Source organism: Streptomyces sp. NPDC008125, assembly GCF_042957125.1.
Lineage (GTDB): Bacteria > Actinomycetota > Actinomycetes > Streptomycetales > Streptomycetaceae > Streptomyces.
The window spans coordinates 115,108-129,313 of sequence record NZ_JBIBHR010000015.1 but is presented as its reverse complement, the minus strand read 5'-3'; the positions used below and the strand labels follow the sequence as shown (position 1 = coordinate 129,313).

Annotated in this window: 12 protein-coding genes; 2 read left to right on the top strand and 10 right to left on the bottom strand. The window is 72.3% G+C overall.

The features are described from left to right. Positions 1 to 122: 122 nt before the first annotated feature. The 10 genes from ACFZAX_RS24770 to ACFZAX_RS24725 all read right to left on the bottom strand — a co-directional run bounded on the left by ACFZAX_RS24770 (position 123) and on the right by ACFZAX_RS24725 (position 11,628). On the bottom strand, positions 123 to 1,664 hold the full coding sequence (locus tag ACFZAX_RS24770; protein ID WP_390964252.1) for a family 43 glycosylhydrolase: 1,542 nt from the start codon (positions 1,662 to 1,664) through the stop codon (positions 123 to 125). Then, the gene (locus ACFZAX_RS24765) at positions 1,661 to 2,485 is read right to left on the bottom strand and encodes a DUF6807 family protein (RefSeq protein ID WP_390964250.1); all 825 of its coding nucleotides are present in this window, start codon (positions 2,483 to 2,485) and stop codon (positions 1,661 to 1,663) included. The genes ACFZAX_RS24770 and ACFZAX_RS24765 overlap by 4 nt, the downstream gene beginning before the upstream one ends. Beyond that, entirely contained in the window at positions 2,482 to 3,642 is a 1,161-nt protein-coding gene (locus ACFZAX_RS24760; RefSeq protein ID WP_390964248.1) for a Gfo/Idh/MocA family oxidoreductase, read from the bottom strand. The genes ACFZAX_RS24765 and ACFZAX_RS24760 overlap by 4 nt, the downstream gene beginning before the upstream one ends. A gap of 6 nt (positions 3,643 to 3,648) precedes the next feature. After that, positions 3,649 to 4,557: an ABC transporter permease subunit gene (locus tag ACFZAX_RS24755; protein ID WP_390964246.1), complete on the bottom strand. Its 909-nt coding sequence runs from the start codon at positions 4,555 to 4,557 to the stop codon at positions 3,649 to 3,651. Next, positions 4,554 to 5,483, bottom strand: a complete 930-nt coding sequence (locus ACFZAX_RS24750; protein ID WP_327175087.1) for a sugar ABC transporter permease — start codon at positions 5,481 to 5,483, stop codon at positions 4,554 to 4,556. Before ACFZAX_RS24750 ends, ACFZAX_RS24755 begins: the two co-directional genes overlap by 4 nt. Before the next feature lie 129 nt (positions 5,484 to 5,612). Further along, complete coding sequence (gene araD, locus ACFZAX_RS24745) at positions 5,613 to 7,340, bottom strand: L-arabinonate dehydratase (RefSeq protein ID WP_390964243.1); 1,728 nt, start codon at positions 7,338 to 7,340, stop codon at positions 5,613 to 5,615. Next, a complete protein-coding gene (locus ACFZAX_RS24740; RefSeq protein WP_390964241.1) occupies positions 7,337 to 8,239 on the bottom strand; it encodes a dihydrodipicolinate synthase family protein in 903 nt (300 codons plus the stop codon). Before ACFZAX_RS24740 ends, araD begins: the two co-directional genes overlap by 4 nt. Positions 8,240 to 8,265: 26 nt before the next feature. After that, complete coding sequence (locus tag ACFZAX_RS24735; RefSeq protein WP_390964239.1) at positions 8,266 to 8,943, bottom strand: FCD domain-containing protein; 678 nt, start codon at positions 8,941 to 8,943, stop codon at positions 8,266 to 8,268. A gap of 538 nt (positions 8,944 to 9,481) precedes the next feature. After that, positions 9,482 to 10,672 carry a hypothetical protein gene (locus ACFZAX_RS24730; RefSeq protein ID WP_390964237.1) on the bottom strand — a complete coding sequence of 397 codons (1,191 nt, stop codon included), beginning with the start codon at positions 10,670 to 10,672 and terminating at the stop codon, positions 9,482 to 9,484. Beyond that, complete coding sequence (locus ACFZAX_RS24725; protein ID WP_390964235.1) at positions 10,669 to 11,628, bottom strand: 5-dehydro-4-deoxyglucarate dehydratase; 960 nt, start codon at positions 11,626 to 11,628, stop codon at positions 10,669 to 10,671. Before ACFZAX_RS24725 ends, ACFZAX_RS24730 begins: the two co-directional genes overlap by 4 nt. 255 nt (positions 11,629 to 11,883) lie before the next feature. Here ACFZAX_RS24725 and ACFZAX_RS24720 point away from each other — a divergent pair, with 255 nt between their 5' ends. Continuing rightward, positions 11,884 to 12,693 (top strand): NAD-dependent epimerase/dehydratase family protein, encoded by an 810-nt coding sequence (locus tag ACFZAX_RS24720; protein ID WP_390964404.1) that lies wholly within the window; start codon positions 11,884 to 11,886, stop codon positions 12,691 to 12,693. A gap of 151 nt (positions 12,694 to 12,844) precedes the next feature. Continuing rightward, a complete protein-coding gene (locus ACFZAX_RS24715; RefSeq protein WP_390964233.1) occupies positions 12,845 to 14,095 on the top strand; it encodes a TerD family protein in 1,251 nt (416 codons plus the stop codon). Positions 14,096 to 14,206 lie beyond the last annotated feature (111 nt).

Genomic DNA, 14,206 nt, shown 5'->3' with positions numbered 1-14,206 from the left:
TACGTGCGGCGGTGCGCGTACGGGCGGCGGTGCGGGTTTCTCGGGTGCTGCGGGTGGTGCGGGTGGTGCGGTCATGCGGTCGTACGGGGCAGGCAGTCCGGCGGGTACAGCGGTGGTGCGGGTCAGGCGGGCGGTGCGGGTGTGCCGAAGGCGGTGAACTCGGCGGTGCCCGCGGGGCCCGTACCGGCGGGGGCGGTGGCGAAGAGGCCGAGCAGGGCGCCGACCCAGCGCCACGGTTCGGCGGCGAAGACCTGGCCGGAGGGGCGGAAGCCGTCCCCGGTGTCGGCGTGGAAGCGGCACCGGGCTCCGGCGCTCACTTCGACGCGGAGCCGGGCCCGCCCTTCGGGTGCGGGGCGGCCCGGTGCGGCGTCCCGCTCGTGTTCGGCGACGCTCTCCGCGTACCGGTGCGTGAGCGACACCGCGCCGTCCTCGCCCCGTTCGAGACCGATCCAGCTGAACGCGTCGCCGAGGACGGCGAGTCCGGCCTTGGCTCCGGGTACGTCGCTGCCGAGGGCGAGTTCCACCTCCACGGTGAACTCTTCGGCGGGCAGCCGCTGGACGAGTACGTTCGCCAGGGTCCGCAGGTCGTGCGCGTGCGGGGTGCGGACGCAGGCCAGGCGCAGGCCGTCCCCGGCGTGCTCGACGGTCCAGCCGGCCCGCGGGTTGGCGGTCCACTGCCACTGCCTGCCGTACCGGCCGCCGGGGAAGCCGTCGGCGAACGCCGGTGCCTCCACCGGCTGCCGGGGTGCGATCGGCTTGGCGTGCGTGAGGACCGGTTCACCCTCGTCGCCGAGGACCGGCCAGCCCTCGCCGTCCCAGCGCATCGGCTGGAGGTGGACCACCCTGCCGTACGCGCCCCGCTCCTGGAAGTGCAGGAACCAGTCCTCGCCCGCCGGGGTGCGGACCCAGCCGCCCTGGTGGGGGCCGTTGACGGTGGTGCGGCCCTGGGCCAGGACGACGCGTTCCTCGTACGGACCGAAGAAGTCCTTCGACCGGAACGCGCCCTGCCAGCCCGTCGTCACCCCGCCCGCCGGGGCGAGGATCCAGAACTCGCCCTCGTGCCGGTAGGCCTTGGGGCCTTCCAGGGTGAACCAGCCGGGGATCAGGTCCCCGTCGATCAACGTCGTTCCCTCGTCGAGGAGTTCACGGCCGTCGGCGCTCATCCGGTGGCCGGTGAGCCGGTTCTTGATCCCGGAGCGGGACTTGGCCCAGGCGTGGACGAGGTAGGCCTCGCCCGTCTCCTCGTCCCAGAGCGGGCAGGCGTCGATCAGGCCCTTGCCCGCCTTCACCAGGTGCGGCGCGCTCCACGGCCCGCGTACGTCCTCGGCGTTGATCTGCTGGATGCCGTGGTCGGGGTCGCCCCAGAAGATCCAGAACCGGCCCGCGTGGTGGCGGATCGAGGGCGCCCAGACGCCCCGGTCGTGGCGCGGGACCGCGAAGTCGGCGGCCGGTTCCAGGGTGTCGAGGGCGTGTCCGATCAGGGACCAGTTGACCAGGTCCCGGGAGTGCAGCAGCGGCAGCCCCGGGGCGCGGCCGAAGCTGGACGCGGTGAGGTAGTAGTCGTCGCCGACGCGGACGACGTCCGGGTCGGACCAGTCGGCGTTGAGCACCGGGTTGCGGTAGGTGCCGTCGCCGAGGTCGGCGGTCCAGGGGCCGGGGTTCATGCCGTCACCACCTTGCGGACGAGGGCCGCCGCCTCGTCGCGGCCGAGCTTCCCGTCCGCGACGACGGTGACGATCCGCCGTACGACGGTCGCACCGGGATCCACCGGCAGCCGGTCCTCGGCCGCGAGGGAGGAGCCGACGCCCGGGTACTCCGCGGTGCGGACGAACCACGGGTCTCGCCGGGTCTCCCCGGTCGCCCCGGCGAAGACGAGGGTCCAGCCGTCGCCGGCCAGGGCCAGCCAGTCGGCCCGTGCGCCGTGCACCGCCTCCTCGCCCTCGCGGGTGGCGCTGAACACCTCGGGTGCCCGGTCCTCCTTGGGGGCCCGCCAGAAGAAGCCGCCGTACCCGGCGCCGGGCCGGCCGTTGGTGGCGGGGCTGCCGATGGACAGGGCGGTACCGCCGCGGTTGGTGAGGGAGAAGGAGAAGTCCAGCGCCCAGGCGGTGCCGGTCAGCGGGACGACGGCCACCGTGCGGTGCTCACGGAGCAGTTCGGTACCGCCGGCCTCCCAGCCGAGCTCTTCGACGAAGCCGTCCGGGTCGCGGAGCTTCCACCCGAGGTGCCGCTGCACCCCGTGGTTGTCGAGCGCGGTGGGGCCCTGGTCGCGGACGTAGGTGCGTCCGCCCCAGAAGTTGTACCCGGCGACGTCGGGTACGGCGACCGAGGCGCCGAGGTGGTGCAGGTGGTCGGCGGGGTGCTCCTCGGTGACGGGGGTGCCCCCCAGGGTGGTGACGGGGTGCAGGTAGGGGCGGCCGTGGTCGTCGGCGTGGTGGCCGTAGCGGCCCACGGGGCGGCCCGCGCAGCTGAGGCGGAGCGTGGTCACGAGGCGCTCACCTCGCGGGAGCGGGCCCAGGGGACGCCGAGTTCGGAGAAGAGGGAGAGGGAGTCGGCGCCCGCGTCGACCACGGCATCGATGCCCTTGACCACGCGCCGGGGCCCCTGGGTGGCGGGTTCGCTGTACCAGGCGTCGGCGGGCAGTGCGGTGGGCTCGGCTCCGGTGCGTACCGCCTCGACCACGCGCATGAAGGCGCCGGTGCGGTGCGGGGGGACCAGGAGGGGGGTGCCGTGGTCGAGGTGGGCGGCGAGGTTCTCCAGCAGGTCGGTGCGGCCGTGCACGGTCTCCTCGGGGCCGTGTCCGGCGCGCTGGAGGAGGACCCGGTCCTGCTTGTACCAGAAGGTGATCCGGCCCCGGTCGCCGTGGACGACGACGTACGGTTCGGCGGCGCGTTCGGCGCAGAGGGTGACGCAGACCGTGACGGTCAGGCCGTCGGCGGTGGTGACGCGGAGGCTGCTGGTGTCGTCGGCCTCGATGTCGTGGGCCCGGAAGAGCTCGGTCTCGATGTCGGCGACGTCGGCCGCGGTGCCCCGGTCCGCGAGTTCGAGGGAGGTGGCGACGGCGTGGGCGAGCGGGTTGGTGAGGACCCCGTCGACCACGTCGGCGCCGCCGAGCCGGCGGCGCCCGGCCCAGGGCGCACGCCGGTAGTAGGCCTCCTCGCGCACCCAGGCGCCGGCCGCGCCGATTCCCCGGAGCGACCCGATGGCGCCGTCCGCGACGAGTGCGCGGATGGCGGGCACGGCGTGCGAGCCGAAGGACTGGAAGCCGATCTGGCAGGCGGTGCCCGCCTCCCGTACACCGTCGCTCATCCGGGTGAAGTCGGCGAAGGTGGCCGCCGGGGGCTTCTCCAGGAGGAGGTGGACGCCGCGCCGCGCGGCGGTGAGGGCGAGGTCGGTGTGGGTGGGGATCGGCGTGCAGACGACGGCCGCGCGGGCGCCGGTGGAGTCGAGCAGCTCCCCGAAGTCGGAGGACTGCCGGACGTGCTGACCGGCGAACGGTCCGAGTTCGGCCTCGGTCAGGGGGGTGAGTTCGCAGACCCCGGCGAGCCGGACGACGCCCTGGCGCTGGAGGCGTTCGATGTTGGCGAGGTGCCAGCGGCCGTGGCCCCTGGCGCCGGCGAGGACGAGGGGGAGGGGGGTGGTCATCGCGGGTCAGCCCTTCACCGCACCGGCGCTGAAGCCGGTGATCAGCCATTTCTGGATGAAGGCGAAGACGATCACCACGGGGACCGCGGCGATGACTCCGCCCGCGGCCAGCGCGCCCAGGTCGACGCTGTCCGCGCCGATGAGGGTGTTCAGGCCGACCGGGATCGTCTGCTTGTCCTGCTCGCTGAGGAACATCAGGGCGAACAGGAAGTGGTTCCAGCTGTGCACGAAGGCGAAGGACCCGACGGCGATCAGCCCGGGCCGCAGCAGCGGGAGGACGACGGCGCAGAAGGCGCGGAAACGCGAGCATCCGTCCACCCACGCGGCCTCCTCCAGCGTGACGGGCACGTTCTTGATGAACCCGCTGATGAGGATGATCGACAGGGGGAGCTGGAAGACGGTCTCCGCGATGACCACGCTGCCCAGCGAGTTGATCATCTGGAGGTTCTTGAAGATCTCGAAGAGCGGTACGAGCATCAGCGCGCCCGGGATGAACTGCGAGCAGAGCAGCGCCAGCATGAAGGCGCCCTTGATCTTGAAGTCGAAGCGGGCCAGGGCGTATCCGCCGGCCAGCGCGACCAGGGTGGTGGCGATCAGGGTGGCGATGCCGACGATCATGCTGTTCTGGAAGAAGACGGCGAAGCTGCGTTCCGTCCATACCTTCTCGAAGTGCTCGCCGGTCATCGGCCAGGGCACCAGCGAGGTGGAGCCCGCGGGACGGACGGCGAAGAGGAGCATCCAGTAGAACGGGATGAGCGTGAAGAGCAGATAGATGCCGAGGGGCACGTAGATCTGCCAGCGCGGGACGTCGTCGTACGAGCGCTCGCGGCCACGGCGGCGGTTGCCGGCCGGGGGCGGCACGTCGGCGACCGGAGGCGGGGCGGTGCCGGTCTTCTCGGCGAGTGCGGCAGTCATTTGTGGTCGCCTCCGAACTTGCTCAGGCGCAGATAGACGATCGAGCAGAAGAGCAGGATGACGAAGGCGACGGTGGTCAGCGCGGACGCGTAGCCGAAGTCGTGTCCGTCGATGCCGGTGTTGGCGACGTAGAGCGGGAGTGTGGTGGTCACGCCCGCCGGGCCGCCGCCCGTGAGGGTGTACAGCAGGTCCACGTTGTTGAACTCCCAGACCGCGCGGAGCAGTGTGGAGAGGACGATCGCGTCCCGCAGGTGCGGCAGGGTGATGTGGAAGAACTGCCGGAACCGTCCGGCGCCGTCCACCGAGGCCGCCTCGTAGAGCTCCTTGGAGACGGACTGGAGGTCGGCGAGGATCAGGATGGCGAAGAAGGGGACGCCGCGCCAGAGTTCGGAGACGGTGGCGGCCCAGAAGACGGTCCCGGTGTCGGAGAGGACCGAGGTGCCGTAGTCGCCGATTCCGGCGTCCGCGAGGTAACGGCTGAATCCCGTCGAGGAGTTGTAGAGCAGGATCCAGATGGTGCTGGTCAGCACGCCGGAGACGGCCCAGGGCGAGAAGACCATCGCGCGGGAGATGCCGCGGCCGATGAAGGACTGGTTGACGATGAGCGCCAGGGCGAGTCCCAGCACGAGCTGGAGGCTGACCTGGGTGACGACCCACTGGGCGCTGAAACCGAGAGTGGTCCAGAACTGGTCGTCGTCGGTGAAGATCCTGGTGTAGTTGTCCAGGCCGGCGAAGCCGTTCCGCCAGGGCTTCGTGACGTTGTAGTTCTGCAGGCTGTAGTAGAAGACGCTGATGACCGGATAGGCGATGAACCCCACCATCAGCAGACCGGCGGGCGCGATCAGCAGATAGGGCAGCTTGCGGGGGTTCGCCGAACGGCGCCTGGGCACCTTGGGCGGTTTGGCCACGGCGGCAGCTTGTGCCATGACACCTCTCCGTTCTCTCGTGTTTCCGGTCGTGGTGCGGTCCTGCTGCAAGCGCTTTCTCCTTGCCGTGCGAGGCCCCGGAGGGCTTCTGGGGAGGAGGGGGTGCGCCGGGATGCTGCGGAGCCGGTGTCAGCCGGCGTACGGGTCGGGTACGTCGCCCTCGCGGGCCAGGAAGGCGAAGTCGCAGCCGGTGTCGGCCTGCGTGATCTGGTCCTGGTAGAGCGCGCCGTAGCCGCGGCCGTACCGGGCGGGCGGCGGGGTCCAGGCGGCGCGGCGGCGCTCCAGTTCCTCGTCGTCGATGTCGAGACTGAGGCGGCGGGCCGTCACGTCCAGGGTGATGAGGTCGCCGGTGCGGACGAGGGCGAGCGGGCCGCCGACGAACGACTCGGGCGCGATGTGCAGCACGCACGCCCCGTAACTCGTGCCGCTCATGCGGGCGTCGGAGATCCGCACCATGTCGCGCACCCCCTGCTTCAGCAGGTAGTCCGGGATCGGCAGCATGCCGTACTCGGGCATCCCGGGTCCGCCCTTGGGTCCGGCGTTGCGGAGCACCAGCACGTGGTCCGGGGTGATGGCCAGGGCCGGGTCGTTGATGGTGCGCTGCATCTCCCGGTAGTCGTCGAAGACGACGGCGGGGCCGGTGTGGCGGAGCAGGTGCTGCTCGGCCGCGATGTGCTTGATGACCGCGCCGTCCGGGCAGAGGTTGCCGCGGAGCACCGCGACCCCGCCCTCGTCGGCGAGCGGCTTCCCGCGGTCCCGGATGACGTCGTCGTCGTGCACGAGGGCCCCGTCGAGCTGTTCGCGCAGGGTGTCGTGGGCGACGGTGGGCCGGTCCAGGTGGAGGACGTCGGTGAGCCGGGAGAGGAAGCCGGGGAGTCCGCCGGCGAAGTGGAAGTCCTCCATGAGGTACTTGCCGCCGGGGCGGAGGTTCGCGAGCACCGGCACGGTGCGGGCGATGCGGTCGAAGTCGTCGAGGGAGAGCTTGATGCCGGAGCGGCCGGCCATCGCGATGAGGTGGATGACGGCGTTGGTGGAGCCGCCGAGCGCGAGGACGGTGGCGACGGCGTCCTCGTACGCCTCCGGGGTGAGGATCTGCGACAGCGTTCGCTGCTGCCACACCAGTTCGACGATACGGAGACCGGACTGCGCGGCCATCCGGTCGTGGCCGGAGTCGACGGCCGGGATGGAGGAGGCGCCCGGGACGGTGACGCCCAGCGCCTCGGCGGCGGCCGTCAGGGTGGACGCGGTGCCCATCGTCATGCAGTGGCCCGGGGAGCGGGCGAGCCCGTTCTCCAGTTCGGCCATCTCGCAGTCGCCGATGATCCCGGCCCGCTTGTCGTCCCAGTACTTCCACATGTCGGTGCCGGAGCCCAGGACTTCGTTGCGCCAGTGGCCCGGCAGCATCGGTCCGGCCGGTACGAAGACGGTCGGCAGGTCGACGGAGGCGGCGCCCATCAGCAGCGCGGGTGTCGACTTGTCGCAGCCGCCCATCAGCACGGCCCCGTCGACCGGGTAGGAGCGCAGCAGCTCCTCGGTCTCCATGGCGAGCATGTTGCGGTAGAGCATCGGGGTCGGCTTCTGGAACGTCTCCGACAGGGTGGAGACGGGGAATTCGAGCGGGAAGCCGCCCGCCTGCCACACCCCGCGCTTGACGGCCTGCGCCCGGTCGCGGAGATGGACGTGGCAGGGGTTGATGTCGGACCAGGTGTTGAGGATCGCGATCACCGGCTTGCCGAGGTGCTCCTCGGGGAGGTACCCCAGCTGCCGGGTGCGCGCCTTGTGGCTGAACGAGCGGAGTCCGTCGGTGCCGTACCACTGGTGGCTGCGGAGCTCCTCGGGAGCGATGCGGGTGTTCACACCGACCACCCGGCGATCTGGTCGGCGACCTCGGCGCGCTGCGCCTCGGGCAGGACCCGGCTGGGGGCGCGGACGTCGCGGCGGCAGAGGCCGAGGACCGCGAGCGCCTCCTTGACCACGGTGACGTTGTTGGCGGACTGCCGGTCGGCGCGCAGCTCCTCGAAGCGGCGGATGCGCTCCCAGATCTTCATCGCGGCGGCGTAGTCGCCGGCCCGCAGCGCCTCCAGCATGCCGAGCGAGACGGCGGGGGCGACGTTGACGAGGCCGGAGGTGAAGCCGGTGGCGCCGGTGGCGAAGTACGAGGGGGCGTACAGCTCGGCGAGGCCGGCGATCCACACGAACCGGTCCAGCCCCGCGTCCCGGGCGAAGGCGCCGAAGCGGGCGGCGTCCGGGACGGCGTACTTGACGCCGATCACGTTGGGGCAGTGGTCGGCGAGTTCGGCGAGCTTCTCACCGGCGAGCAGCGGGTTGCGGATGTACGGGACGACCCCGGCCTCCGGGACGGCCTCGGCGATCGCGCGGTGGTAGTCGACCCAGCCGTCCTGGGAGACGTACGGGTGGACCGGCTGGTGCACCATGACCAGTTCGGCGCCCGCGTCCCGGGCGTGCTCGGCTGCGGCGACGGCGGTGGGCATGTCGTGCCCGACACCGACCAGGACGGTGGCCCGGCCTCTCACCTCGTCGATGGTCAGCTCGGTGACGGCCCGCCGCTCCTTCGGGGTGAGCGCGTAGAACTCCCCGGTGTTGCCGTTGGGCGTGACGATGCGGACGCCGCCGTCGAGGAGCCGCCGCAGCAGCGCCCGGTGGGTGTCCTTGTCGATCGTCCCGTCCTCCGCGAACGGGGTCACGGGGATCGCCACGACGTCGGCGAGGGCCGCCTTGAGCGGGATGAGGTCCATGCCAACTGGCCTTTCGTCGATGTGGTTCACGCCTGACCGCCCTCGATGGCGTCGGCGGCGGTGCCGGCTGAGCCGTCGGGGAAGGCGCGGCGCACGAACGACGCGATGTGTCCGTGGAGAGCGGCCGCCGCGCCCGCGGCGTCCGCGCCGAGCGCGAGCCGCAGGATCTCCCGGTGCTCGGCCGCCTCGCGCTCCCAGGACGGGTTGCTCGCCCAGGCCACGGTGGAGACGAGCGCCGCCTGGTCGCGGACCTCGTCGAGCATCCGGCCCAGCAGCGGGTTGCCGCACGGCAGGTACAAAGCGCGGTGGAAGTCCCGGTTGGCCAACGAGCGTTCGGCTTTGTCGGGCGCCGAGTCGGCCCGTTCCAGGGCCTCTTGGGCCGCGTCCAGGGACGCTCCGCAGGCGATCGTGCGGCGCAGCGCCTCCGGTTCGAGCAACAGCCGTACGTCGTAGACCTCGCGCGCCATCTCGGCGTCCACGAGGCGGACGGTGGCGCCCTTGTACTGGCTCATGACCACCAGGCCGGTACCGGCGAGCGTCTTCAGCGCCTCGCGTACCGGCGTCTTCGACACACCGAACCGCGCGGCGAGTTCGGTCTCCACGAGTGCCTGCCCCGGCTGGAGCCGGCCCGTCAGGATCGCGTGCTTGATCGCCTCCAGCACGAACTGCGTCCTGGACGGGATCGGGGTGGGCGCAAAAGTCATGAAGGGCTCTCGCATCTCGCGTATCGCGTCTCATATATGACGTACGAAGTACGACGCGATGAAGCTAAAGCGGGCGAGATGTTTCGTCAACGCTTCGGACAGAAGAAGTTCGCTCGACTTCGCGAGCGCCATGCGGTTCGGCGGGCACCGGCGTTGACCGGTACGCGATCCACGGACCGCTGGAGCGCAGGTCGAAGCGGGCGCGGAGGCGGGCGCCGAAGGGGCGCGGGAAGGGGCTGCGCACCACGGCGGGACGGAGCGCGGAAAGAGGCTGCGCACCGCGGTGGGACGGGGTGCGGGAAGGGGCTGCGCGCCACGGTGGGGCGGAGCGCTGACGGCCACCTGCGGTACGGCGTACGGGTTTCGGCACGGGGCTCTTCGGGCGGCACGCGCCCCTCGACGCGGGCATGCCGACGGCCGGCGGGAGGTCAGGTCTCCCGCCGGTCGTCGTGTCGGGGCGGCCGGTGCGGCCCGTACCGGAATCCGGTACGGGCCCGCTCACGCCCCGGCGGGCGTCAGCCCGTGCGGCCGGTCCGGCTCATCCGGCGATGCGTCCCAGCGCGCCGGAGACGGCCGCGAGGTCGGCGTCGGAGGCCAGTCCGGCGTGGTAGAGCCGGAGTTCGGTGGCCCCCAGGGACGCGGCGTGGGCGGCGTCGCGTTCCAGGGTGGCAGGGCTGCCGCCCATGCCGGACACCACGCCGAAGTTGGCGGCGAGCACGCCCCGGTGGTCCGCGAACGGCCCGAGGACCGCCTCGCGGGCGGCGTCGCCCCCGGTGCACGGCAGCACCACGCCGTCGGCGACGGAGAGGATGTGCGCGGGGTCGACGCCGACGTTGGCGCCGGTCCGGTGGAACGCCGGGTCCGCGTGCAACAGGACCTGGAAGCCCTCCTCGCCCGGCGTTCCGGCCGCGGCCTCCCGTACGGCGTCGACGGCGGCCCCCTGGAGGCCGTGGGCGACCTCGCGGCGCCATCCGAGGGTGGCCGCCGCGGTTCCGGCGCCGAGCAGCTCCTCCACCCCGGCCCAGCCCGATGCGGGTTCGACCCCCGTCCACACCGGTTCCAGCGCGCGGCGCACGGCGGCGCGCGCTCCGTCCGGGTCGAGCCCGTGCCGCGCGTACCCGGCGGCGCACGCGGCGCAGAAGCAGAGCGACATCAGGTACTGGGCCGCTTCGCCGAGCGTCACCCCCTGGACCTTGTCGTGGCCGTGCAGGTGCGCGAAACCGTACCAGCCGCAGGATTCCAGCTCGGTGCCGCGCGCGCCGGGCCGGGTGGCCGCCTCGGCGGCCAGGTCGACGAGGTGGGTGCGGACCTCCGGCCGGGCGATGCACGGGGCCCACGGATAGCGGTCCCCGTAGGCGTTGACCACGGACGTCCGGGGGAACTCCTCACCGAGGCGGGAGTTGTGCGCGAGGACGACCCAACTGTGCACTTCCAGACCGGCGTCGGAGAGCGCCTCGGCGGCGACGCCCCAAGGGTCCTCGCCCGGAGTCCACTTCTGTCGCCTGGGCGCCGGCTCCCGCCCCGCCCACCGCTTCTCGTCCGGCGGGTAGAGCACCGCCGCGTACGAGGCGGTGACGATCCGGGTCGCCGGGTGACGCGGGGTGAGCGCCCGGGTGGAGTGGTACGCCGAGGCGAGGGTCACCTGCTGGACGCCGAGGTCCGCGATACGGGCGGCGGCGTCCGGGTCGCCGACGACGTCCCAGGGGTAGAGGAACGCCGAGGTCTTCACGCGCCGCCTCCCACGGCGCGCTCCGCCAGCAGGGCCCGGCCGTCGTCGATGATCTGGGCGAGCTCCTTGACGTGCGCTGCGGGCGGCTCGGTGAGCGGGGTGCGCACCTCGCCGACGTCGAGCCCCTGGAGCCGCACCGCGGCCTTGACCAGGGAGACGGCGTAGCCGCGCCCCTTGGCGCGCAGTTCGACCAGCGGCCGGTAGAACCGGTCCAGCAGGGCGTCGGCGAACGCGTCGTCGCCCGATGCGAGGGCGCGGTAGAAGGCGAGCGCGATGTCGGGGGCGAAGGCGAAGACGGCGGAGGAGTAGAGCGTGACCCCGATGCCCCGGTAGGCGAGCCCGGTGAGTTCGGCGGTGGGCAGGCCGTTGAAGTACAGGAAGTCGCCGCCGGGCAGCGCGGTGCGGACGGCGCTGACGATGCGCTGCATCAGGTCCAGGTCGCCGACCCCGTCCTTGAGGCCGATGATGCCGGGCGTGCGGGCCAGGGCGACCACGGTCTCGGGAGTGAAGACGGCGTTGTCCCGCTGGTAGACGATCGTTTCCAGCCGGGTCGCCGCGGCGAGCGCGGTGTAGTGCGCGAGCAGTCCCCGCTGGTCGGCGACGACGAGGTACGGGGGCATGGCGAGGAGCCCGTCCGCGCCGGCCGCTTCGGCGAGCTTGGCGTACTCCACCGCCAGCGCGGTGCCGTAGCCGGCGCCGGCGACGACGGGTACCTGTCCGGCGGTCTCCTCGACGGCCGCGGCGACGACCCGCCCGAACTCGGCGGGGGTCAGCGCGTGGAACTCACCGGTGCCGCAGCAGGCGAAGACCGCCGCCGCGCCGGCGTCGATGCCCGCACGGACGTGACGGCGGAACGCGGCGAGGTCCACGTCCCCGTCCGGGCCGTACGCGGTGACGGGGAAGAAGAGCGGCCCGGCGACTGCGGTGAGCCGGGCGGCGAGGGGGGCTGAGGTCACGGGCGCTCCCTGAGCGGGTTCCAGGCGTACACAATTCTGATTGATGTCCATATTCATGAACGTCGTCACGCTAGGGCAGCCTCCGGGGGCCGGTCAAGGCGGAAGCCGCGACGGGTGAAGCGAGTTCGACGCACCCCTCCCCCCTTGACGAAGAACACCACCCGTCCCTACGTTGTCCACGCATGTGAATGTCGTCCATGAATCTGGCGTGCTGCGGTGCACTCCCCGCCGCGCTGAGGAGGCCCAGTGCCCGGTTTGCCCGCTCCCCGCACGATTCTGCTCACCGGAGCCGCCGGCGGTCTCGGCACGTTGATGCGCGAGCTGCTCCCGGCGTACGGATACGAGCTGCGCCTCTTCGACCTCATGCCCGTCGAGGGCGAGCCCGACGCGATCGTCGGCGACCTGGCCGACCGGGAGGCGCTGCGCGAGGCGGTACGGGGCGTCGACGCGATCATCCACCTCGCCGGCATCTCGCTGGAAGCCTCCTTCGACAAGATCCTGCGCGCCAACATCGAGGGCACGTACAACCTGTACGAGGCGGCCCGCGAGGAGGGCGTGCGCCGGATCGTGTTCGCCTCCTCCAACCACGCGATCGGCTGGACCCCCGCACCGGCCGCCGGTGAGCCGCTCATCCCGGTCGGCACGCCCCGGCGCCCCGACACCTTCTACGGCCTCTCCAAGTCCTTCGGCGAGGACCTGGCCCAGCTCTACCAGGACAAGCACGGCATCGAGACCGTTTCGGTCCGCATCGGCTCCTGCTTCCGCGAGCCGACGTCGGTGCGGATGCTCTCGGTCTGGATGAGCCCCGAGGACGGCGCCCGCCTCTTCCACGCGGCGCTCACCGCCCCGGACGTCGCCCACACGGTGGTCTACGGCTCCTCCGCCAACACCCGGCTGTGGTGGGACCTGTCGACCGCCCGGGCGCTCGGGTACGAGCCGCAGGACGACTCGGAGCGGTTCGCGGAGAAGCTGGTCGCCGAATTCGGTGAGCTGGACCCGGCCGACCCGGCCCAGACGCACGTCGGTGGCCCCTTCGTCACCGACCCGCCGATCTGGCCGTACTGAGCCTCCGAAACCGGCGAAGAGCCCCCGGGGCCCGGCCGGAGGGGCGCGCGGCCCCCTCCGGCGCGCTCCCCCGTACGGGTACTGATGTGGAGGGCACGGAAGGGACGGAAGGTAAGGGAACGGCAAAGCCGGGTCGTTCGTTACCCCGGTCATGACCGCAATGACCCCCGGCTCGAACATCCCTCTCTCCGCCGTCCGCGTGGCGGTGGACGTCGCCGCCCCGGTGCGGCTCGACGTCTCGGGCCTGCTGCTCTCCGCCGACGGCAAGGTCCGCTCCGACGACGACTTCATCTTCTACAACCAGCCCTCGGGTCCCGGCGTGACCTACCGCTCCGGCGGCGGCACGGCGCCGGACTCGATCGTGGTCGACACCGCGGCGGTGCCGCCCGGGATCGAGAAGATCGTCGTCACCGCGAGCCCCGACGCGGCGGGCCAGACCTTCCAGGGCATCGAGCCCACCGCCACCGTGCGCGACGCCGACAGCGGCAGCGCCCTCGCGACCTTCACCCCGCCGCGCCTGGGTACCGAGACGGCGCTCGTGGTCATCGAGATCTACCGCCGCCAGGGCGCCTGGAAGGCCCGCGCGGTCGGCCAGGGGTACGCCGACGGCCTGGCCGGCATCGCCACGGACTTCGGCGTGACGGTCGAGGAGCCCGCCGCCCAGCCCGCTCCCCCGGCCCCCGCAGCGCAGGCGTCCTCGCAGACGGCTCCCCCGGCCGCACCCGCGTCCCCGCAGGCCGCGCCCGCGGACCCGAGGGTCGCGCCGCCGATGCCGCCGGTGCCGCCCGCGCCCCCGGCCGCCCCGCCGGCCCCCGCGGCCTCCGGGAAGATCAACCTCGACAAGGGCCGGGTCAGCCTCCGGAAGAACCAGACGGTCTCGCTGGTCAAGGGCGGCCGTCCCCTGCTCTCGCAGGTCAAGATGGGCCTCGGCTGGGAGCCCGCGTTCCGGGGCAAGGACATCGACCTGGACGCCTCGGTGATCGCCTACGGCCCCGACCGCAAGCACCTGGACAGCTGCTACTTCGGCAAGCTGTCCATCCTCAACGGCGCGATCAAGCACTCCGGCGACAACCTCACCGGTGAGGGGGCGGGGGACGACGAGGTGATCGTCGTGGACCTCGGTCGCATCCCCGCGGAGGCCACCGGCCTCGTCTTCACGGTGAACTCCTTCACCGGCCAGAAGTTCACCGAGGTGGCGAAGGCGTACTGCCGGCTGCTCGACGCGGCCACCGGCGAGGAGCTGGTCCGCTTCGACCTGAGCAGCACGGAGCCGCAGACCGGCGTGATGATGGCCAAGCTGATCAAGCAGTTCACCGGCGAGTGGGAGATGACCGCCATGGGCGAGTACGTGAAGTCACGTACCGTACGCGGCATGGTCAAGCCCGCAGCCGCGGCGCTCTAGCCGTACGGCCCCGAGCGGTCCGGCGCCCCGTCGGCGACGGGAACGACTCCGGAAAGGCTTCCGGGGCACCTGGTGTCCCTCAGGTGCCCCGGTTCCGGATGTCCTCCGGCG